The organism is Macrococcus brunensis (assembly GCF_004359615.1).
Classification (GTDB): domain Bacteria; phylum Bacillota; class Bacilli; order Staphylococcales; family Staphylococcaceae; genus Macrococcus; species Macrococcus brunensis.
Window position 1 is genome coordinate 71,184 of sequence record NZ_SCWA01000006.1, and the last position, 22,636, is coordinate 93,819.

Annotated in this window: 19 protein-coding genes and 1 other RNA gene; 3 read left to right on the forward strand and 17 right to left on the reverse strand. The window is 44.5% G+C overall.

Annotated elements, in window-relative coordinates; genetic code table 11:
* Window positions 1–28 precede the first annotated feature (28 nt).
* Together ERX27_RS04645 and ERX27_RS04650 are read left to right on the forward strand one after the other, a co-directional pair.
* Complete coding sequence (locus tag ERX27_RS04645) at window positions 29–916, forward strand: nuclease-related domain-containing protein (RefSeq protein ID WP_133431667.1); 888 nt, start codon at window positions 29–31, stop codon at window positions 914–916.
* Window positions 917–1,133: 217 nt separating this feature from the next.
* Window positions 1,134–2,129 (forward strand): LLM class flavin-dependent oxidoreductase, encoded by a 996-nt coding sequence (locus tag ERX27_RS04650; protein ID WP_133431668.1) that lies wholly within the window; start codon window positions 1,134–1,136, stop codon window positions 2,127–2,129.
* A 28-nt stretch (window positions 2,130–2,157) separates the two neighbouring features.
* Here the strand turns inward: ERX27_RS04650 and cymR are convergent, their stop codons facing one another.
* Window positions 2,158–2,577: a cysteine metabolism transcriptional regulator CymR gene (gene cymR, locus ERX27_RS04655; RefSeq protein ID WP_133431669.1), complete on the reverse strand. Its 420-nt coding sequence runs from the start codon at window positions 2,575–2,577 to the stop codon at window positions 2,158–2,160.
* Window positions 2,578–2,662: 85 nt separating this feature from the next.
* Here cymR and ERX27_RS04660 point away from each other — a divergent pair, with 85 nt between their 5' ends.
* A complete protein-coding gene (locus ERX27_RS04660; protein ID WP_133431670.1) occupies window positions 2,663–3,922 on the forward strand; it encodes a replication-associated recombination protein A in 1,260 nt (419 codons plus the stop codon).
* Window positions 3,923–3,937: 15 nt separating this feature from the next.
* Here the strand turns inward: ERX27_RS04660 and ERX27_RS04665 are convergent, their stop codons facing one another.
* The 16 genes from ERX27_RS04665 to ruvB all read right to left on the reverse strand — a co-directional run bounded on the left by ERX27_RS04665 (window position 3,938) and on the right by ruvB (window position 22,635).
* Window positions 3,938–4,921, reverse strand: coding sequence for an ABC transporter permease (locus tag ERX27_RS04665; RefSeq protein WP_133431671.1), 984 nt, complete (start codon window positions 4,919–4,921; stop codon window positions 3,938–3,940).
* Window positions 4,914–5,831, reverse strand: a complete 918-nt coding sequence (locus ERX27_RS04670) for an ABC transporter ATP-binding protein (RefSeq protein WP_133431672.1) — start codon at window positions 5,829–5,831, stop codon at window positions 4,914–4,916. The genes ERX27_RS04665 and ERX27_RS04670 overlap by 8 nt, the downstream gene beginning before the upstream one ends.
* Before the next feature lie 107 nt (window positions 5,832–5,938).
* Window positions 5,939–6,712 (reverse strand): tRNA threonylcarbamoyladenosine dehydratase, encoded by a 774-nt coding sequence (locus ERX27_RS04675; protein WP_133431673.1) that lies wholly within the window; start codon window positions 6,710–6,712, stop codon window positions 5,939–5,941.
* 96 nt (window positions 6,713–6,808) lie between these two features.
* Window positions 6,809–6,996: non-coding RNA, 6S RNA (ssrS, locus tag ERX27_RS04680), on the reverse strand.
* 42 nt (window positions 6,997–7,038) lie between these two features.
* Window positions 7,039–8,814, reverse strand: coding sequence for an aspartate--tRNA ligase (aspS, locus tag ERX27_RS04685; RefSeq protein ID WP_133431674.1), 1,776 nt, complete (start codon window positions 8,812–8,814; stop codon window positions 7,039–7,041).
* On the reverse strand, window positions 8,814–10,076 hold the full coding sequence (gene hisS, locus ERX27_RS04690) for a histidine--tRNA ligase (RefSeq protein ID WP_133431675.1): 1,263 nt from the start codon (window positions 10,074–10,076) through the stop codon (window positions 8,814–8,816). The genes aspS and hisS overlap by 1 nt, the downstream gene beginning before the upstream one ends.
* A 291-nt stretch (window positions 10,077–10,367) precedes the next feature.
* On the reverse strand, window positions 10,368–11,201 hold the full coding sequence (locus tag ERX27_RS04695) for an N-acetylmuramoyl-L-alanine amidase family protein (protein WP_133431676.1): 834 nt from the start codon (window positions 11,199–11,201) through the stop codon (window positions 10,368–10,370).
* On the reverse strand, window positions 11,198–11,650 hold the full coding sequence (gene dtd, locus ERX27_RS04700; protein WP_133431677.1) for a D-aminoacyl-tRNA deacylase: 453 nt from the start codon (window positions 11,648–11,650) through the stop codon (window positions 11,198–11,200). The genes ERX27_RS04695 and dtd overlap by 4 nt, the downstream gene beginning before the upstream one ends.
* Window positions 11,651–11,659: 9 nt before the next feature.
* The gene (locus ERX27_RS04705; protein ID WP_133431678.1) at window positions 11,660–13,852 is read right to left on the reverse strand and encodes a RelA/SpoT family protein; all 2,193 of its coding nucleotides are present in this window, start codon (window positions 13,850–13,852) and stop codon (window positions 11,660–11,662) included.
* Window positions 13,853–13,945: 93 nt separating this feature from the next.
* Window positions 13,946–14,467, reverse strand: coding sequence for an adenine phosphoribosyltransferase (locus ERX27_RS04710; protein ID WP_133431679.1), 522 nt, complete (start codon window positions 14,465–14,467; stop codon window positions 13,946–13,948).
* A 15-nt stretch (window positions 14,468–14,482) separates the two neighbouring features.
* On the reverse strand, window positions 14,483–16,720 hold the full coding sequence (recJ, locus tag ERX27_RS04715) for a single-stranded-DNA-specific exonuclease RecJ (RefSeq protein WP_133431680.1): 2,238 nt from the start codon (window positions 16,718–16,720) through the stop codon (window positions 14,483–14,485).
* A 96-nt stretch (window positions 16,721–16,816) separates the two neighbouring features.
* Window positions 16,817–19,108: a protein translocase subunit SecDF gene (gene secDF / locus ERX27_RS04720; RefSeq protein WP_133431681.1), complete on the reverse strand. Its 2,292-nt coding sequence runs from the start codon at window positions 19,106–19,108 to the stop codon at window positions 16,817–16,819.
* Between the two features lie 49 nt (window positions 19,109–19,157).
* On the reverse strand, window positions 19,158–19,433 hold the full coding sequence (gene yajC / locus ERX27_RS04725) for a preprotein translocase subunit YajC (protein ID WP_239034468.1): 276 nt from the start codon (window positions 19,431–19,433) through the stop codon (window positions 19,158–19,160).
* A 10-nt stretch (window positions 19,434–19,443) separates the two neighbouring features.
* Window positions 19,444–20,583, reverse strand: a complete 1,140-nt coding sequence (tgt, locus tag ERX27_RS04730; protein ID WP_133431683.1) for a tRNA guanosine(34) transglycosylase Tgt — start codon at window positions 20,581–20,583, stop codon at window positions 19,444–19,446.
* Window positions 20,584–20,594: 11 nt separating this feature from the next.
* A complete protein-coding gene (gene queA / locus ERX27_RS04735) occupies window positions 20,595–21,620 on the reverse strand; it encodes a tRNA preQ1(34) S-adenosylmethionine ribosyltransferase-isomerase QueA (protein ID WP_133431684.1) in 1,026 nt (341 codons plus the stop codon).
* A 1-nt stretch (window position 21,621) separates the two neighbouring features.
* A complete protein-coding gene (gene ruvB, locus ERX27_RS04740) occupies window positions 21,622–22,635 on the reverse strand; it encodes a Holliday junction branch migration DNA helicase RuvB (protein ID WP_133431685.1) in 1,014 nt (337 codons plus the stop codon).
* Between the last annotated feature and the right edge of the window lies 1 nt (window position 22,636).

The window sequence follows — 22,636 nt, forward strand, 5'->3', positions numbered from 1 at the left end:
ATAACGATTATTTAATGGAGGTGTTTTTTTGAAAAGAAAACATTTAATCATGGAGCTTTTGCATAGACGTGCTGGGATAGATGTAAAATCACTTGAAAGAGAACGTAAAGGTGTGTCAGGCGAAAAGATGGTGAGAGAGCTGGTCGATGAAAAGATGGTGCTAGAGGACGTGACTTTAGAGATTGACGGATCGATTATTCAGCTGGATTTCGTGGTTATTGCTGAAGGGAGAGTGACTGTTCTGGAGGTGAAACATCATTCAAAGGATTATGTGATTCGCGAGAATAGCTGGTATTTTAATGATGGTCAGAAAGCTTCAAATCCATTTTATCAGCTCGAGCGTGCTCGCGGGCTGATGGAAAAGTACTTGAGGCAACGCGGGTTCAGAGTGCCTGTCTGGGGATTTATCGTCTGGACAAATTCAGAAAGTCATGTATTTGGACTTAAGCAGGATGACCCGTTTATGACGCCCGGTAAACTGGTGCGCTATATGCGTGAGAATCCGTTTAGAGCAAATTTAGAATTAAGAGAGATGATTGAGAGAGACAGGATTTTGGTGTCTCCTTTTGACAAAATAGAACTGGACGCTGCAGGACTAGCGCCTGGTCTTCATTGTCTGAAGTGTTTTTCCCTAGATGTGAAAAGGACAAGGAAAACTGTTTTGTGTACGAAGTGTCAGTGTTCCGTCTGTACGCTAGAAGCGGTCAAGGCGCATTTAGTTTTTTACTGCCTGTTATATGATAGAGAGTCTTTTCAGATAAAAGACATAATGATATTTACCGGTGGCTTGATCAGCTTGCGCACAATGCAGACATGTATCAGTCAGATGGTCGAAGCTGAGATTTTACGTAGAATCCATCGTACAGAGTTTCAATTGCTGCACATTAATGAACTGATCAGGGAAATGAAGGATTGAAGGCGGGTCTCGCGCTGAATGAAAATTCATCAGGCGTGTGAGGCTGTTCTCGCGCTAAATCTGATTTCAATATGCGCGAGATTCTGTTCTCGCGCCAAACCGCACGTTCATTAAGCGCGACAGCTCGCCCACAGTAACCCATAAGCATATCTATAACGTCTACAACCCTCTAAGTGCTAAACTTGTCTTACCATTTCCCAGAAAGAAGGTATAAATTATGACTTCTATCAATATCCCCGTTTCAGTTCTTAACCTCGCACCTATTAGAGCAGGTGAAGATGCTAAGCAAGCGATTGAAAATGTTGTTGACCTGGCGCAGTATGTCGAAGATATCGGTTATAACCGTTTATGGATTGCTGAGCATCATAACTCACAATACCTCGCAAGCTCTGCGACTGCAATTTTAATCAATCAGGTACTCAATCATACAAAATCTATTCAAGTAGGTGCAGGCGGTATCATGCTGCCCAATCACGCACCTCTTGTAGTCGCTGAACAGTTCGGCACAATGGAGACGATGTTCCCGAACCGCTTAAACCTCAGCCTCGGTCGTGCGCCTGGTACTGATATGCTGACAGCAAGCGCACTTCGTCGCAGCCAGCATGATTCTGTCCATACTTTCCCGGATGATGTTGCTGCTCTACTTCAGTATTTCGGTCCTGAACAGACACAAGGATATGTGAAAGCTTATCCTGGCGTTGATACAAATGTCCCGATTTTCATTCTCGGTTCATCAACAGACTCTGCCCATCTTGCTGCACGTATGGGACTTCCTTACGTATTTGCTTCACATTTTGCCCCGCAGCAGATGCGTGAAGCTATCGCCATTTACCGCAACCTCTTCACACCGTCAGAATATCTGGCTGAGCCTTATGTAATGGTCGGCATGAATGTTATTGCAGCTGAAACAGACGAGGAAGCAGAATTTCTTTCTTCAAGCCTGCATATGATGTTCCTCGGTATCACCAGAAATTCTCAACAGCCGTTACAGCCGCCGACTGATAATCTCGATGCTATCTGGAGTCCACAGGAAAAACTGATGGCGCTGTCACGCACATCAACAAGCCTCATTGGTTCAAAAGAAACAGTAAAGCAGCAACTCGAGGACTTCCAGAATGAATTTCATGTTGATGAAATCATCGCAGTGTCATACATCTATGACACAGACAAACTGAAACGCAGCTTCCAGATTCTCAAGGAAATTACTTCATAATAAAAACGGCTCAGTTTGAGCCGTTTTTTTAAATATAATACATATAGCCATCAATCACTTCATCAGCGCGATGATTCATTAAATCTTCAAGTGTCGTACTATCCAGTACGTCTTTTACCGCATCACGAATCTTAATCCACAACTGCTGCTGTGCAGGTGGTTCATCTTCCAGCGCCTCAACAAGGGTAATCGGACCTTCTAAAAGTCTGATGACATCTCCTGCTGTGATTTCAGAAGGTGCTTTCATCAGCTGGTAGCCTCCTTTTGCGCCCCGAATACTGCGGATAAGCCCCGCATTTCTAAGCGGGCCGACCAGCTGCTCCAGATAAAGATCACTCAAATCATTTTCTTCTGCGATTGTCTTTAATGAAACTGCGCCTTCGCCATATCGCTTGGCCAGGCTGATTATCAATGTCAGGCCGTATCGACCTTTTGTAGAAATTTTCATGCATTTTTGCTCCTTTTCTCATCACAATCAATTTTAACACATCTTACCTGAAAATAAGGTAATATTTATATAAAGGAGGCTCGATATGGAACCATTAGCCTATAGAATGAGACCGCACAACATCGATGACGTCATCGGTCAGAAACATCTGGTCGGCGATAAAGGTATCATCAGAAGAATGGTTGACGCCAGAAGACTTTCTTCTATGATTCTTTACGGACCACCTGGTATCGGTAAGACCAGTATCGCGCGTGCAATAGCTGGTTCAACTGATGTCAAATTCCGTCAGTTGAATGCGGTCACAGACACAAAGAAAGATATGCAGATAGTTGCAGAAGAAGCGAAGATGTCAGGGCAGGTCATCTTACTGCTGGATGAGATTCACAGACTTGATAAAGCCAAGCAGGATTTCCTCCTCCCTCACCTGGAAAACGGCCGTATCATCTTAATCGGTGCAACGACTTCCAACCCTTATCATGCTATTAATCCGGCGATTCGCTCACGGACGCAGATATTTGAACTGGAACCATTAACACCAGACGATATCAGGATGGCCATCAATCGTGCACTGACCGATAAAGAAAATGGCTTCGGCAATAAAGACATCAAGATAGACGATGCAGCTGTTGACCATTTTGTTCAGGCATCAGGCGGTGACGTCAGGTCCAGTCTCAATGCGCTTGAGCTGGCTGTTCTCTCTGCTGATAAACCGATTCATATTACGCGTCAGGATGCTGAAGACTGCCTGCAGAAGTCTTCTTTCAACTTCGATAAAGACGGCGATTTCCATTATGACGTCATGAGTGCTTTTCAGAAATCTATTCGAGGCAGCGACGTCGATGCAGCCCTTCACTATCTCGCGCGGCTTATTGAAGGCGGTGACCTGCCGACTATTGCGAGACGACTGCTCGTCATCAGTTTTGAAGATATCGGACTCGCCTCTCCGCAGGCCGCCTCCAGAACATTAACAGCGATAGAAGCAGCAGAACGGCTCGGTTTTCCGGAAGCGCGTATTCCCCTCTCTCAGGCCGTTATCGAACTCTGTCTGAGTCCGAAGTCCAATTCTTCTATCACGGCCATCGATAGTGCACTTTCAGACGTTCGAAAAGGACAGTCAGGCGATATTCCGAAGCATCTGAAAGACGGCCATTATAAAGGTGCAAAAGACCTCGGCAATGCGATTGGCTATCTGTATCCTCATAACTACGATGGCGGCTATGTTCAACAGCAGTACTTGCCTGATAATCTGAAAAATAAAACTTACTATCAGCCTAAAAATACGAGTAAATCTGAACAGCAGTTCAAACAGATTTACGACAATATTTTAAGACAGAAAAAAAAGTGACGAACGTCACTTTTTTTAATTTGCAATATCCCGCTTTTTAAAGATGTAGGCTGCAAGACCGATTAACAGCACCACTGCGACCACATTATAGCCGAAAGAAAAAGCGTAAGTCATGCCTTTTACCGGAGACGTGCCCGTCAAATACTGGTTCAATGACCAGTTAGCCGGCCAGAGATATTTAACGAGCTCAGTACGACTGGAAAGCAGTGAAATCACCAGTCCGCTTAAGAAGAGAAGGCCAAGCGTAATGCCTTGAGCAGCAGCCGTATTACGGCAGATGACAGACATCGCGTATGCAATTGTCGCAAAAATAACAACGAATATCAGATCATTGCCGACTATTTTCCAGAAGAACGGCCAGAAATCTATCATGCGATATTCACCAGCGCTATTTAAAAGAGCCAGTTTGCCAGTTGGATTATGAACTTTTGTGGCAAAGGCAAATATTGCTGCCACAATATACGTAAAGCCCGTAAAAAGGACAGCTGTTATTAAGGCCAGGATATATTTGGAGAAGAAAATCTTCAATCTGGATGCTGGACGGATCATTAACAGCTTGATTGTGCCGAGCTGATGTTCACGGCTCATCAGACTACCCGTGATGACAACAACCATTAATGCTATAAAAGTAATGATAGGTGATATTTCAAGCAAAGAACTATAGACGCTGGCAGCTGCAGGTGGCTGGACATTTTTATCTAAATAAAACTGCAGGCGTGCAAGTTCCTGCTGCATATTCGCCTGCTCCATTATTTCTTCAAAGCTCAGTTTCTCAGGATCCTTTTTACCTAGTTTTTCAAGCTTCACACTATAATCTTTGATATCAGTCTGCACCTCTGACTTCCAGTCACTGCCGTAGCTTTTCGTCATCGAATCTGTTGTCGTAAAGTGAGAGAGGACGGCACTTGCAATAAAAAGGAGAATTATAAGCGCCAGCATGATATAAGTGCCAGGGCGAAGTATATTTTTGATCCATTCATTTTTTACAAGATTAAACATGGTCCTGTCCTCCTGTCAGTTTCAGGAACCGTTCTTCCAGTGATTCCTTATCTGCTGTCACACTAAAAATATCCACCTGTTTTGTGACGAGTGCCTGTATGATCATCGGCATCTCTTTTCTGCGAGCATGGATAACCAGTGTTTCCCCAGCTTCAGTGGTGATACCTTTCGCATTCAGTATTTCATGAGCTAAACGCGCCGGATGAACATCCAGACGGTAAGTCAGAATATCCTCCTCTGTCTTCACCTGATTCACATCTTCTATACTAAGCATTCTGCCATGCTGGATAATACCGATACGGTCACACATCATTTCCATCTCGCCGAGAAGGTGACTTGAGACAATAACAGAAAGGTTTTCTTCTCGTGCCAGCTGTCTGATATAATCTCTGATTTCACGTATCCCTTGCGGATCCAGTCCATTTGTCGGTTCATCCAGGATAAGAACGGACGGGCGGTGCAATAGCGCTTGAGCTAACCCCAGACGCTGACGCATACCAAGCGAGTACTTCTTCACTTTTTCTGTAATACGCTCTTCCAGTCCTACCAGTCTAATGACACGGTCAATATCTGACGGATCAATATGCTTCTGCATGCGGGCATACTGCTTCAAGTTTTCCAGGCCGGACAAAAATGGATAAAGCTCAGGATTTTCTACGATGGCCCCAACATGCTGCATCGCCTCGCTGCGAGCTGTCCGGACATCATGGCCAAGAATCCTGATACTGCCGGCAGTTGGTGTTGTTAAACCAACAATCATTCTGATGGTCGTCGTCTTCCCTGCACCGTTCGGTCCCAGGAAACCAAATACTTCCCCTGTTCTGACCTTGAAGCTGACATCTTCTATCAGCGTTTTATTACCTATTGTTTTCTTCAGTCCCGATACTTCAAGACTTATCTGCTCTTCCACAATATAACCTCCTTTTTTTACCACTTTACATGAATGACTCGCCTGAGGTAACCTTTCTCATTCATCTTTAAGGAAACTTTAAGGTAAAAAAAAATAAGCCCTCAGGCTTATTTTTGTCCTTTATCTTTAACACGTGTCACTGGAATGTCTTTCAAAATATCATTGACCACGTAGCTTGCACAGATCAGACCGACGACACTTGGTACAAATGCATTGGATGAAGGTGGCATCTGCGCCTTACGATTTGCTGCATCCGGATTACCCACATAACTTTTCACATCTTCACGGATAACAATCGGACTTTCATCAGAAAAAACAACCGGAATGCCTTTAGTGATGCGTTCTTTCTTCAGACGTGTACGGATGACTTTCGCCATTGGGTCTGTATGAGTTTTAGAAATATCTGCAATCTTAAATCGTGTCGGATCGGTTTTATTCGCGGCACCCATACTTGAGATGATTTTAATGCCGCGTTTCAGACACTCTTTCATCAGATGAATCTTATAGACAATCGTATCAGAGGCGTCAACGATGTAATCAATATCATAGCTGAAAAGTTCTTCATATGTCTCTTCAGTATAGAACATATGCATCGGTGTCACTTGACAGTCCGGATTGATCAATTTGATTCGTTCTTCCATTAAGGTCACTTTCGACTGACCGACAGTTGTCGTTAAGGCATGCAACTGTCGATTGACGTTCGTAATATCCACATCATCTTTATCAATCAGGATGATATGACCGATGTTGGTTCTTGCGAGAGCTTCAGCGGCAAAAGAACCGACACCGCCTACACCTAGTATTGCAACAGTCTTACTTTTTAAGAGATCAAGGCCTTCTGTGCCATAGGCCAGTTCATTTCTGGAAAACTGATGTTTCATGCTATCCCACTCTTTCAATAGTTTTTCGTCTCTATATCCTACCATATCACTCATATTTATACATAAAAAAATACAGGACCGAAGTCCTGTAAATCGATAATATCCAACTGAGCCGTCATTATTAAGTTGATTATTTTGGCCTGCTATAAACAGGTGGGTGCCTCGTTTCTTACCTTGCACGTCCTCCAGTAGAGGCGTGTGCTCAGCATGAAAACCTATCCGGCTCCCTAATCAAAAGTGTTAGGTCAAAATAGAAAAACTAATGTCGAACTCTTCAGATATTCATCTTATGACTATATAATAGCACTTTTATTCAGGATTGCAACTTATTTATCTTCCTGAATATTTAATTTCAGACTGAGTTCTTCGAGCTGTGCATTGTCAACAGGACTCGGTGCATCTGTCAGTAAGCATGTCGCTGAAGCCGTTTTCGGGAATGCGATGACATCACGCAGATTTGTACGACCAGCAAGCAGCATGACCATTCTGTCAAGACCAAGTGCAATACCGCCGTGTGGGGGTGCACCGTATTTAAATGCATTCATCAGGAAGCCGAACTGTTCTTCTGCTTCTTCTTTTGTGAACCCGAGTGCTTCGAACATTTTTGCCTGCATTTCCTGGTCATGGATACGGATAGAACCGCCACCCAACTCATAACCGTTTAAGACGATGTCATAGGCATTCGCCTGAACTTTGTCTTTATCTGTCATCAGCATATCGACATGTTCTTTTTTCGGTGCAGTAAACGGATGGTGCGCTGCGAAATAGCGGCCTGCTTCTTCGTCATATTCAAACAGCGGCCAGTCTGTTACCCAGAGGAAGTTGAACTGATTGTCATCAATCAGACCCAGCTCTTTACCGAGCTTATTACGTAAGTTCGCAAGCGCGGCATTGACAACATCCAGTTTGTCAGCGACGAATAACACTAAATCACCGGCCGCAGCCTCTGTTGCTTCCAGCAGTTCAGCAGTTGTGCTGTCGTCAAAGAATTTAGCGATTGGACCGTTCAGTCCTTCAGCCGTCACTTTAACCCAGGCAAGACCTTTTGCACCGTAGATCTTAGCAAAGTCCTGCAATGCATCGATATCTTTACGTGAGTACTTGTCTGCTTCTTCTTTCACGACAAGCGCTTTAACAGCTCCGCCATTCTCTACAGCTTCTTTAAAGACTTTAAAGTCTATATGACCCGCTAAGTCATTCAATGTCTTCAGCTTCATGTCAAAACGTGTATCTGGTTTATCAATACCATAATCACGCATCGCTTCCTCGTATGTCATACGCGGGAAAGGCAGCTGAACGTCGATTCCTTTCACATCTTTCATGATACGAGCCATCATGCCTTCGTTCATCGCAATCACATCTTCCTGATCGACGAAACTCATCTCCACGTCTATCTGTGTGAACTCAGGCTGACGGTCAGCACGTAAATCTTCATCACGGAAACACTTAACGATTTGGTAGTATTTGTCAAATCCACCAATCATCAGGAGCTGCTTAAAAATCTGCGGTGACTGCGGTAATGCATAGAACTCACCATCATGGACACGAGAAGGGACCAGATAGTCACGAGCACCTTCCGGCGTCGATTTAGTCAGGACCGGTGTTTCAACTTCATAGAAACCTGATTCATCCAGATAATTTCTGACCGCACGTGTAATCTGATGACGCATACGGAATGTTTCAGCAAGTGGTGCACGTCGTAAGTCAAGATAACGATACTTCAGACGAACGTCTTCAGCAACATCTACTTCTGATTCAATCTGGAACGGTGGTGTCACCGCTTTATTAATGATATTGATCTCAGCCACCTGTACTTCAATTTTACCGGTCTTGATCTTCGGATTGATAACCGCCGCATCGCGCGCCGTCACTTGTCCACGTACTTCTACAACATATTCTGAACGTAGTGTTTCAGCGACTTCAAGGGCTTCTTTTGAGAAATCCGGATTGAACACAATCTGTACGATACCTTCACGATCCCGTAAATCGATGAAAATAAGTCCACCGAGGTCTCGGCGTTTTTGTACCCATCCTTTTAAAACAATTTCCTGTCCAATATATTCCTCTGTTACAAGTCCACAGTATGTTGTACGTTTCTCCATTATTTTCTCTCCTTCAAGTAAGAGGCCATTTCCTCAATTTTAACATCTGTTACTTCGCCAGATGACATCTCTTTCAGTTTAACAATACCTGATTCCAGCTCGTTGCCACCCAGCACGAATGTATATTTCGCGTTCAGACGGTCAGCCTGCTTCATCTGGGCCTTCATCTTGCGCTCAAGATAATCCATATCTGCACGGATACCACTCATGCGTAAATCAGCAATCAGCTTGACCGCTTCGTTTAATGTCTCCGGCATCGTCACGATAAACAGATCCAGCTGCTCATCGACCTCGAGCTCTATTCCTTCTGCTTCAAGGGCCAGTAGCAGACGCTCAATACTTAAAGCAAAACCGATACCTGTTTCGCTCGGTCCGTCCAGCATCTCGAGCAGTCCGTTGTAGCGGCCGCCGCCAGACAGTGTTGTGATTGCACCAAAGCCTTCAGCTTCACTCATCATTTCAAAAGCGGTATGCGTATAGTAGTCAAGCCCGCGGACTAAATTCGCATCTTCGACATAAGGGATGCCGAGGCGGTCCAGATGGCCTTTTACAGCTTCGTAATACTCTTTTGAATAGTCATTGAGGTAATCCGTGATCTTCGGCGCTGACTTTACAGCAGGCTGCTCGCAGTCTACTTTACAGTCCAGTATGCGCATCGGATTCGTATGTAGACGGTTCTGACAGTCCTGACAGAAGTCACCAATGTGCGGTGTGAAATGTTCAACGAGCGCTTCCTTGTATTCCTGACGGGATTCCATATCACCGATTGAATTGATGACAAGCTTCAGTGACTTCAGTCCGAATGAGGAATAAATATGGTAGAGCATGTGCAGCACTTCTGCATCAACAGCTGGATTCTCTGCACCGATGACTTCGACACCAAACTGGACGAACTGACGGTAGCGTCCTTTCTGTTTGCGTTCATAGCGGAACATCGGCCCGTTATAGAAAAGTTTGAGCGGCTGATTAGCATTGCCGTGCATCTTGTTCTCTATATAGCTTCTGACCACTGCCGCTGTGCCTTCTGGACGAAGTGTCATACTGCGGTCACCTTTATCCATGAACGTATACATTTCTTTCTGAACGATATCTGTCGAATCACCTACTCCACGTGCAAAAAGATCAGTAGATTCAAATATTGGCGTACGAATTTCTTTATAATTATAGCTTTTAGCAATTTCAATTAATTGACGTTCAATATACTGCCACTTCGGTGTTTCTTCAGGCAGAATATCCTGTGTGCCTCTAGGAATGTTTATCATCATAATCCTCCTTAAAATATAAAAAAGCCCCTTATGCATTATGCATAAGGGACGAATCGACCGTGTTGCCACCCTAATTGATACCGAAGTATCCACTCTCAGGACAAGTATCGTTTGTCTGACGGCTCTACTTTCGTAGAACGACCTCATCTATTGTTCATAGTCAGTCGTTTAATCATCTAATTTCAGCAGCATAGATGTCTCTAGAAATAAACGGAAAAACCTTGATAGATTCATACGGTCTTATCTTCAGTTAAATTCATAGTACTTCGTCACCGCACTAAAGTCAAGTTAATAGATAAAGTAATTGCGCAGCCCATCGACAATCGATGTCGTGACAATTTGACGATAGACTTGATCATTCATCATCTTTTCATCTGTCGGATTGCTGATATAGCCCAGTTCGAGGAGTACTGCCGGCATCTTCGTCTGTTCGATGACCTGGAAGTTCTCCTGTCGGACACCGCGGTCTGACAGCAGAGCTTTTTTCTTGATGGAAAAATGCAGCGTATCTGCAAGCACCTTCTGTGATTCATGACTGTAATAGACCGTCAGCCCGTGCGGGGCTTTGTCATCCAGTGCGTCGCTATGCAGGCTGACAAAAATATCGCCTGTCCCTTTGCGGTCATCCAGACTGACGAATTCATCGGTTGACCTCGTCATGATGACTTTGGCACCTTCTTTTTTCAGCTTATCTCTTAGCATCAGTGCCGTTTTAAGTGTTACCTCTTTCTCAAGCGTACCTGTTTTACTGCTCGCACCTTGGTCAGAACCCCCATGCCCAGGATCCAGAATAATCGTTTTATTTTTAAATGGATCGTCTGCCGCCACTTTATCGGGCGAGATATTAAGATCTGTATGCCAGCCGGCAATCCAGCCCTTCTTCTTCTTATCAGACACATAATACCATTTGCCTTCATGCTTGATGATTTTAAGTCTGTCACCTTTTTCTACATCAAACACGACGGGATATGAGGCCTGGGGACCTGTACGCAGCTCGCCGTCCTCAATCATTTTGAGCGATGTGCGATTACTTGAACCGCCTGTTAACATCAAAAAAATCAGAAGGGCGATAAGTATGCCTGCTAATAGCGCAGCCAAAAGAATTAAACGGTTGCGTTTCATTGAATCTTGCCATCCTGGCTCTCGTAGATAATCGTAACAGGACCATCATTAATGAGCTCTATCGCCATATCCGCGCCAAACATGCCAGTTTTAACTGTCAAGTTCTCGTGGCGAAGCAGTTCATTGAACCGGTCATACATCTTGCTAGCTTCGGCCGGCTTTCTTGCCTTGGTAAAACTCGGCCGGTTTCCTTTACGGACATCTGCATATAGCGTGAACTGCGAGATAGACAGGATACTGCCTTCGACGTCCTGTATTGAACGGTTCATCTTACCGTCCTCATCTTCAAAAAGACGGGCTGAACTGATTTTTTTTGCCATTGCTGTCAAATCAGCTTCAACTGTTTCCTCCCCTATTCCAATCAGGAGAAGAAAACCTTGTTCTATTGCCTCAAAATGTTCGTCAGTCTTGACAGACGCACGACTCACTCGTTGTAATACTACTTTCATAAGCCACCTCTAATTCCAGATTCGGCTGACCGTATAAATATCGCTCAACTGTTTAATGCGGTCCACTACTTTCTGAAGTTCCGCTACATTTTTAACCATAATACCAATATTGATTCTTACATTCTTATCGATGTCTGCACGACCATGGACATGGACAAGAGAGACATTTGTCGAATTCACAGCATGCAGCACTTCATTCAGTAAGCCGTTATGGTCGTAGGCCGTCACTTCCAGATCGACCTGATAAGTCTGGTTCTGGTTGAGAGCCGCGACCCAGTTTACGTCAATCAGGCGTTCTGTCTCATCCTTAATATTCGGACACTCTGTGCGGTGCACTTTGACACCATGTCCTTTCGTGATATACCCCACAATTTCATCGCCTGGAATTGGGTTACAGCATTTTGATAGTTTGATGAGCATATTGTCCATGCCTTCCACGTACACACCGGATTCAGTCTGAATAGGCGGTTTTGTCGATAAGGACTTACTGACTTCCTGTACCTGATTAAGTGCGAGTTCTTTTCGTTTAATACGAATCTTTTCAGTTAACTTAGCAACCACATTTGAAGCAGTGAGACCGCCAAAACCAACTGCAGCATACATATCATCTGTGTGGCTGAAATTATATTTGTTTTTCAGCATATTTAAATTCTCTTCAGTCAGGACTTCATCCAGTCGGAAATTCTGTTCCTTGATTTCTGCTTCAATTATGAACTTCCCTTTTTCAATATTGCTTGATCGGTCCTGCTTCTTGAAGAAACTGCGAATCTTACTTTTAGCACTCGATGATTTAACGATCTTCAGCCAGTCCCGGCTCGGGCCATAAGAATGCTTGGATGTCCGTATTTCGATGATATCACCTGTATGGAGCTCATAATCAATCGGTACAATTTTACCGTTCACTTTGGCACCGATCATCTTGTTACCCACTTCACTATGGACAGCATAGGCAAAATCAATGGGAACAGCCCCAATCGGTAATTCAACGACATCGCTTTCCGGGGTGAAGACGTATACTTTATCGCTTTGAAGATCATACTTCAGTGATTCCATAAAGGCTTCGGCATCAAGTGACGTCGAATCCGCTTCTTCAATCTCTTCTATCCAGCCCATCTTGCTGAGTGACTTCGCTTCATCAGGATTGACCAGCTGTTTCCCTTCTTTGTAGGCCCAGTGTGCAGCGACACCGTGCTCTGCAATCTCATGCATCTCTTTCGTGCGGATCTGTATTTCAAGCGGATCCCCGTTGGGCCCGACAACCGTCGTATGCAGCGATTGATACATGTTCGGTTTTGGCATTGCGATGTAGTCCTTAAAGCGACCAGGCATCGGTTTCCAGAGCGTATGAACGAGTCCTAACACGGCATAACAGTCTTTGATGGAGTCCACAATGACACGAATAGCGAGTAAATCAAAAATCTGATCAAACTGCTTCTTCTGCTTGACCATTTTGCGATAGATACTGTAAATATGTTTTGGACGACCCGTGATTTCACCATGGATATCTGTGATCTCCATCTCATGCTGAATATTCTCGATTGCATTATGTATATATTCCTCACGTTCGCTGCGTTTTTTCTTCATCAGATGAACGATGCGGAAATACTGGATACTGTCGATATAGCGAAGTGAGATATCTTCCAGTTCCCATTTAATCGTGCTGATCCCGAGACGGTGTGCAAGCGGGGCATAAATCTCGAGCGTTTCTTTAGCAATTCTGACCTGCTTCTCATGTGGCATTGCCTTCAGTGTCCGCATATTATGCAGTCGGTCTGCAAGCTTGACTAAAATGACGCGGACATCTTTAGCGATGGCAATGAATAATTTCCGGTGATTTTCAGCCTGCTGCTCAGCTTTTGAACGGTATTTAACTTTCTCAAGCTTTGTCACACCATCCACTATTGTTGCGACTTCCATGTTAAACATCGACTGCAGATCTTCATATGTATAAGGCGTATCCTCTACAACATCATGCAGAAAACCTGCCACGATAGTAGGAGCATCAAGCTTCATTTCAGCGAGAATACCTGCGACTTGAATGGGATGCATGATATACGGCAGTCCATTTTTACGGAACTGGCCTTCATGCGCTTTTTCTGCAAGTTGATAGCTTTTGACAACAAACTGATAATCTTCTTCAGACAGATAGCTGCGCGTCATCGCAAGCACATTATCAGCTGTATACGGATATTCGTTATTCATGCTATCACCTCACTTTTTATAATGTTTTTATCATACTATAAAATATATTAGAAATAAATATAAACAAAAAAGAATAAAGCAGCTGACGCCGCATTATTCTTCGTCATAAGAGACTAGAGAAAGGACATCATATCCTTTTAATTTCTCCATCCCGTTCAAATACTTCAGGTCTATGATAAAAGCAATACCCGCCACAATACCGCCGAGCTCTTCAACGAGCTTGATTGTGGCTTCAATCGTGCCGCCTGTCGCCAGCAGATCATCTGTGATTAAGACGCGCTGTCCTGGTTTGATGGCATCACGGTGCATCGTCAGAACATTTGAGCCGTACTCCAGGTCATATTCATAGCGAATCACTTCACGTGGCAGTTTGCCTTCTTTTCTGACCGGTGCAAAACCAATCCCCATTGCGTAGCTGACGGGACAGCCGATGATGAAACCACGCGCTTCAGGTCCTACCACGAGGTCAACCTGCTTGTCTTTTGCATAGGCAACAATCTGATCTGTCGCATAGCGATAAGCTTCTCCGTTGTCCATGATAGTCGTGATATCTTTAAAACTGACGCCTGGAATCGGCCAATCCTGTACTTCTGAAATATACTGTTTTAAATCCATAGTAGCCTCCTGTGACTAGAACATTTTGTCATTGATGAGATTTTTAATACTGTCAAACGAAGAATAGAGCAGCTGTTGTTCACGTTCAAGCTGTGCATGACGTGCAGCATAGACGGGTGAAGCCTGCATATCTACTTTTCCTGCTTCCTTATTAACGACAAGCAGACTACCTTCGTCATGGACCAGGCCTCGTTCCTTCAGGACTTCAATCATAAACTTCAGCGCATCAGGCGATACGCCGAGCGTCTGGCAGATAGAGAGGCCCTGCTGAACAAGATTGACCGGCTCTTTGAACAAGATTTTATAAAGTTGTCTGAACTTATCCAGACTTGGCATGCCGTCGAAATAAACTTGTACTGCTGAATGAAAGATCACATAAATCTGCTTAGCTGTCGACGATTTCATCGATTCACTAAAAGCCGTTAAATCTTCAGGCAGATCTCTCAGAACAATTTTATCATGGCCAGACAGATTATCGCCATAATAAAAATAATGTTCATTCTGTCTAGGACGGTCCGGATTGATGAGATAGATGACATCTTCATCCTTCAGAAAAGCGAAACGGCTGGCATGCTGATTACGATAATCAATATACCGCACACTGTCTGTTCTGACATCTTCAAGAATCATCTGAGGCGTCACATGGCCATTCCACTCGTTCAGCTGAAATTTTCCGCAGACATCTACTACGGTTTCAGCTGGGTAATCGTGAACAAGCTGACCGCCTGACCATTTTAAGGCCGTCAGCGAGTCATTGAGCATCATCTTCATATGAGCACCCTGCTGACCGATCGCTTTGTTCTGTGTGATGGTCAGGTCATTCAGCTTAAAGACAGGCTGCGGATTACCCGTACCAAACGGTCTTAATTTATCGAGCTGTCTGATTGCATCAACTGTCACGTGGCTCATATCTACTTCAGCATCAACTTCAAGTACTGGCTGCAGTTCACCTTCTTCTTCGATCAGGTCATTCAACGCCTGTTCTAATTTCTCAACATTCTCGAGTGGCATCGTCAGACCAGCTGCCATATGATGTCCCCCGAACTTAGATAGTAAGGCTTCATTTGCCGTCAGATAATCAAACATCGACACCTGGACGATACTTCTAGCAGAGCCCTTGGCATAATCAAAGCCGAGGTTCAGTACGATAGTCGGTCTGTAATACTGCTCCACAATACGGGACGCAACGATACCCAGTACACCTTCATTCCAGTTCTCGCCAGTAATAATCAGGAAATTAAGTCCTTGTGCGACTTTATCTGCTGCCTGTGCAAGTGCCGCTTCTGTCATATCCTGGACAACAGCCTTACGCTTAATATTATAGGCATCAACACTTTTTGCGAGCTCCGCTGCGTATTCCGGGTCCTGTTCCATTAAGAGTTCTGCAGCAGGTCGGGCGTCTTCCAGCCGGCCGACTGCATTCAGCCTGGGACCAATGATAAAGCCGATCGTCTCTTCTGTCACTTCCCCCTGGTGAGATGCCTGCGTAAGAAGCGCACGAACACCTGCAGGCAATGACTGATTGAGTGCATCCAGCCCTTTTTTAACAAGCCAGCGATTCTCTCCTGTCAGCGGCACAAGGTCACTCACCGTGCCGATTGCCGCAAAACCGATCAGGCTAGGCTCAACTCTGCCCATCAGAGCAGTGGCAAGTTTCAGACTCACGCCCGCACCGGCTAGATGCGGACAAGGATAATGACCATCTGGATGAGCAGGGTGAATAACTGCATAGGCATCAGGTAGAGTCTCTCCTATTTCATGGTGGTCTGTAATAATAACATCTATACCTAGAGATTTCGCCACTTCCACTTCATGATGGCCTTTCACGCCATTATCAACAGTGATGATGAGACCAACGCCGTCATCTGCAAAAGAGCGAAATGCCTCTTCGTTCGGTCCATATCCTTCTGTAAAGCGGTTCGGAATGTAAAAGGCAGCCATGGCACCGATTTCCTCAAGTGCTGCCATGAGAATCGTTACACTCGTTACACCATCTGCATCATAATCACCGTAGACGATAATCGGTTCCATTTCTTCTACGGCCTGCTGAATTCTTGAAACCGCCTTCTCCATATCATACATCTGAAAAGGGTCTTCCAAGGCTTCCTCATTAAACCATGCAGTCAGTTCATCTCGCGTAGTAATATTACGAGCCTCGAGTATCTCCTTAACAAGAGGAGGTATTTTGAATTCTTTAGCGAGTGCAGAATCCAGTTCTGCGCTTTTTTCTTTTAAGAGCCATTGTTTTGCCATCCACGTCATCCTCCCAACCGTTTTATTATACCTTTTTCATTTTAAAAATGAAATTCAATAGAAAAAGCAGACCTCATGAAGGTCTGCTTCCAAAGATTAAACATAAATCTTTTCATCATTTTTAGGCTTTTCTGTGTAAACAGTCAGACGTCCACCGTTTGCTTTAAGCTGACGTTTCTTCAGGATGCCCCATAACGGAACAGCGATAAAGATAGAACTGAATACCCCTGACACTAAGCCGATCAATAGTGCAACTGAGAAGTTAAAGATGCTCGGCGCGCCGAGGAAAATCAGTGCAACTACAACGATGATAACTGTCAGTACCGTATTGATGGAACGTGTCATCGTCTGTCTGATAGAACTGTTGACGATGTTATCGATCTGTTCTGGTGCAGTGATGACTTTAATCTTATGCAGGTTCTCACGAACACGGTCAAATGTAACGATGGTATCGTTGATTGAATAACCGATTATGGTCAGGACAGCCGCGATGAAGGTCATATCTACTTCCAGTCTGATCAAACTGAATACAGCAATAATCAGAAACGCATCATGCAGCAGTGCGAGGACTGAAGTCAGACCCATACGCCATTCGAAACGTAACGTGACATAAATAATGATACCAATCGATGCAATAAGAGTTGCAAGCATCGCATTTTTAGCAAGTTCCTTGCCGATAACCGGTGAAACTGTGTTGACGTTCGGTTCAAAACCATACTTGTCATCAATCATATTTTTAAGATCATCAATCTGTGTTTTCGTTAAAGGTTCTTTGTACTGTACAACTGCTGATTTTTTATCAGATCCGGACAATGTAATCGTACCCTCTTCTAAATCAACAGTTTTTAAATCTTTTTCAAGTGTATCTACATTGATAGTCTGTGCACTCTTCACATCGACACGAGAGCCTTGAGTGAAGTCGATACCCAGATTAAGCTTGAAGACTGATAACGCGATGACTCCCAGAATAATAGAAGCTAGCGATAACATAATAAGCGGTTTTGCAAGCTTTACGAAATCAATGCGGTCCCACACTGTTCTTAAATCGTGAATATCATAACCTTCAGATAAGTCGTGACGATGTTTAGCATTTACACCGAATAGATTGAAGTTCTTGTTAAAGAAATTAGAATTCACAATGAGAGACATCAGCAGTCGAGTAAAGAATACTGATGTGATGAAACTCATCAAGATAGCGAGCAGAAGCATCGTCGCGAAACCTTTGACACTGCTGACACCAAAGAAGAAGAGCACAAGTGCCGCAAGAACTGTAGTAATATTAGCATCAAAAATAGTCAGGAATGATGACTGTGAACCTTTATGGTACGCCTGTTTCAGACTGCGACCAATCCTCAGCTCATCTTTAATCCGTTCGTACATGATGATGTTGGCATCAACCGCCATCCCGACACCGAGAACGAGTGCCGCAATACCAGGCAGCGTCAGAACACCATTAATCATATTAAACGCCAGCATCGTCAAGTAAATATAAGCTGACAAAGTGATGACAGCGATCAAGCCTGGCAGTCTGTAGTAGAAAAGCATGAACAAGAATATCAGACCGACACCGACAGCTGACGCAAATAACGTCTTCTGCAAAGCATCCTGACCGAACTGCGCACCGACAGAAGTAGAATAGACTTCATCAAGTTTCACAGGAAGTGAACCTGAGTTTAATAAGTCCGCGATCTGTTTGGCACGAAGTAAGCCGTCCTGACCTGCGAAACCACCTGAAATTTCAACATTTTCAGAGTTAATCGGCTGGTCGACTGAGGCAGCGCTGACATATTTCGGCTGCTTGCCTTCCTGCTCTCGTTTCACTTCTTTTTCGTAGCTGTCTTTACCTTCTTCAAAGTCCATCCATATAACCATGACATTCGGCGTCATTTTAGAGACTTTTTCAGTGACTTCCTTAAACTTGCTGGCAGACTTCAGCTTAAGTGAAACAGCAGCTTCATTTGTATCCTGCTTAAAGCCTTGCTTTGCACCGCCCTGCACTAAATCTTTACCCGACAGGAGAAGCTTATCATTCGCATCACGAATCGTTAAGTTCGCACTTGTCGATAAGATTTTTCGGGCTTCATTCTGATTTTTGACACCCGCCAGTTGAACACGGATACGGTTGCCTTCCTCAATCTGAATCTTCGGCTCCGACACTCCGAGCACATTGACACGGGATTCTAAAGTCTTACTGGTTGCTTTAACAGCTTCTTCATCAATCTTGTCACCTTTTTCAAGCGGCTTGACCTGATACAGGACTTCAAATCCACCCTGAAGATCAAGCCCAAGATTGACGTCTTTCATCACTTTCTGTACTGTGCCACCAATTAAACTGAATAAAAGAATAGCAATCAGCAGAAAAGCAACAATTCTACTTCTCTTTTTCACAATTTCACCTCATTAAAATGAATCAATACTGACATCATCATATCATAGTTTAAGAAGGACGTTTATCTTTGATTGCCTGCTTGTCAAAAGTCAGTTCCTGGTTACGACCGACAAGTAATGTCACTGTCTGCGCATCTGTTGACTTGACAGTACCGTGGATGCCGCCGATCGTCACCACCCGGTCTCCTTTTGTGAGTCCGTTGATCAGCATAGTCTGCTTTTGATTACGTTTTTGTTGCGGGCGCACCATCGCAAAATAACCGATGACGATAATCGCAAGCAGCGGCAGAATGTTAACTAAAATCATCTGTAAATTTTCGTTCATCATTACTCTCCTAGAAATTTTTTGGGTTTTCGACGTTCAGACCATAGCTTTCAAAAAACTCTTCTTTGAAATCCAGTAATCTGTCGTTACGAATCGCTTCACGTACCTGCTCCATCATATTTAAGAGGAAGTGCAGGTTATGAATAGAAGTCAGACGGATACCGAACGTTTCATCAGCTTTGATTAAATGTCTGATATACGCTTTCGTATAATTCTTACAAGTGTAGCAGTCGCAGTTCTCGTCAAGCGGTGTGAAATCACGTTCGTATTTCGCATTTTTGACGACGACACGACCTTTTGACGTCATACAAGTTCCGTTACGCGCAATACGGGTCGGCAGTACACAGTCAAACATGTCAATACCGCGTATCGCTCCTTCTATCAACGCGTCAGGTGAACCGACGCCCATCAGATAACGAGGTTTATTAAAAGGCATAAGCGGTGTCGTGTGTTCTAGCATGCGGTACATAATCGGTTTCGGCTCGCCAACTGAGAGTCCGCCAATCGCATAGCCCGGGAAGTCAAGTGATACGAGGTCTTTCGCACTTTGCGTACGTAAGTCTTCGTATTCGCCGCCCTGGATGATGCCGAACAGTGCCTGATCTTCAGGGCGGTTATGAGCCTTAAGACAGCGTTCTGCCCAGCGAGAAGTTCTTTCAATTGAATCTTTGACGTATTTATATTCAGCAGGCATCGGTGGACATTCGTCAAAAGCCATCATGATATCAGAACCGAGATCGTTCTGGATATGCATCGCTTTCTCAGGGCTCAGGAAGAGTTTAGAGCCATTCAAGTGATGCCTGAAATGGACACCCTCTTCTTCAATCTTACGCATATCGCTTAAACTGAAGACCTGGAAGCCACCGGAATCCGTTAATATCGGACCGTCCCAGTTCATAAATTTGTGCAGTCCACCTGCTTCGCGAATCACATCATTACCTGGACGCAGCCAGAGATGGTAAGTGTTACTTAAAATGATTTTCGCGTTCATCGCATGCAGTTCTTCAGGGCTTACTGTTTTGACAGTCGCCTGTGTACCGACCGGCATAAACATTGGTGTCTCAAAAGAACCGTGAGGGGTATGGACGATGCCTAGACGTGCACCTGATTGTTTACAAGTTTTAATGTGTTCATAAGTTACTGCTGGCATAGTATTCTCCTTTAATAAATAAACATCGCATCGCCAAAACTGAAGAAGCGATACTTTTCTTTGACAGCTTGTGCATAGGCGTTCAGCACGTGCTCACGAGTGGTAAGACTGGAAATCAGCATCATGAGAGTCGACTTCGGCAGATGGAAGTTCGTAATCATGGCATCGATTCCTTTGAATTCATAGCCTGGATAAATAAAGATATCAGTCCACCCTGAAGTCTCAGTGAATTCAGGATGCATTGATGCAATCGTTTCAAGCGTACGCGTAGAAGTCGTGCCGACTGTAATAATGCGGCCGCCCTGTTGTCTTGTTCTGTTCAGGATGTCTGCTGTCGCCTGTGACATCTCGTAATACTCACTGTGCATATCATGTTCTTCTATCTCTTCAACACTGACAGGTCTGAATGTACCTAGTCCGACGTGTAAAGTGATATAGGCGATATTGACACCTTTTGCAGCGATTTCTTCGAGCAGGGCTTCTGTAAAATGCAGTCCTGCTGTCGGTGCAGCAGCGGAGCCCACAGCTTTCGCATAGACCGTCTGATAACGGGACTGATCTTCCAGCTGTTCTTTGATGTATGGCGGCAGAGGCATTTCACCCAGTTCTTCTAGCCGTTCCTGCAGAATTCCTGAAAATTGTAAGGTCATGATACGACCCCCTTGTGGCAGCAGTTCTTTACACACTGCCTTCAGTTTTCCTTCACCAAAACTCACAACTGTGCCGACTGTCACTCGTTTAGCTGGTTTAATCAGTACTTCCCAGTCATTGTCTGCCATCTGTTTTAACAGCAGCATTTCAACTTTAGCGCCTGTTTCTTCTTTAATGCCGTAGAGTCTGGCAGGCATGACTTTAGTGTCGTTCAGTACTAACGTGTCACCCGCATTCAGGTGACTGACGATATCAGAAAAATGTTCATGGCTGACTGCTCCCGTGTCCTTATTTAACGTCATCAGTCGACTGGACGTGCGGTCAAGAAGCGGTGTCTGAGCGATTAATTCTTCCGGTAATTCAAAATCAAAATCATTTACATTCACTTTATTTCCTCTTTTCGTTGCGATACGGGTAGTTAAAATGTTCATAGGCGAATGGTGTCGCCGCACGACCACGCGTTGTCCGTTCCAGAAATCCCTTTTGAATAAGGAAAGGTTCATAGACATCTTCTACTGTCACGCGTTCTTCACCGATACTGACAGCGATTGTATCAAGTCCGACCGGCCCGCCGTTATAGCGTTCGATAATAGCCGTCATAATTTTATGGTCGATATGATCAAGACCATGTTTATCAACCTGCAGCATATCAAGTGACTGTTTCGTCGTCTCAATATGAATCATTTCTGAGCCTTTTACCTGTGCAAAGTCCCGCACACGTCTAAGCAGACGATTGGCTATCCGCGGCGTACCACGGCTGCGACTGGCGATTTCTCCAGCTGATTCATCATCTATCTCTGTATCAAAGACAGCGGCCGTACGCGTGATGATCTCCTTCAGGTTTTCTTCATCATAGTAGTCCAGTCTCAGATGAACACCGAAACGGTCTCGAAGCGGCGCAGAGAGACTACCGGCACGAGTCGTGGCTCCCACAAGCGTAAAAGGTGGCAGGTCAATACGGATACTGCGCGCCTCCTCTCCTTTACCAACAACGATATCCAGACAGAAGTCTTCCATCGCCGGATAAAGGATTTCTTCAACGACGCGTGACAATCTATGAATCTCATCAATAAACAGCACGTCACCCGCGTTCAGTGAAGAAAGGATGGCAGCAAGGTCGCCGGGGCGTTCAATAGAAGGACCGGAAGTCGTTCGGATATTGACATCCATCTCATTGGCGATAATATTAGCGAGTGTTGTCTTACCGAGACCAGGTGGTCCATATAATAGGACGTGATCTAACGCTTCCTCGCGTAATTTCGCCGCCTGTATAAAAATCTCCAGATTGTTCTTCAGCTTCGGCTGACCAATATATTGATTTAGATAAAGCGGTCTTAGACTCAGTTCGGTCTCCGCTTCAAAATCATTCATCAAGTGGTCATCCATCATACGTTCATCCATA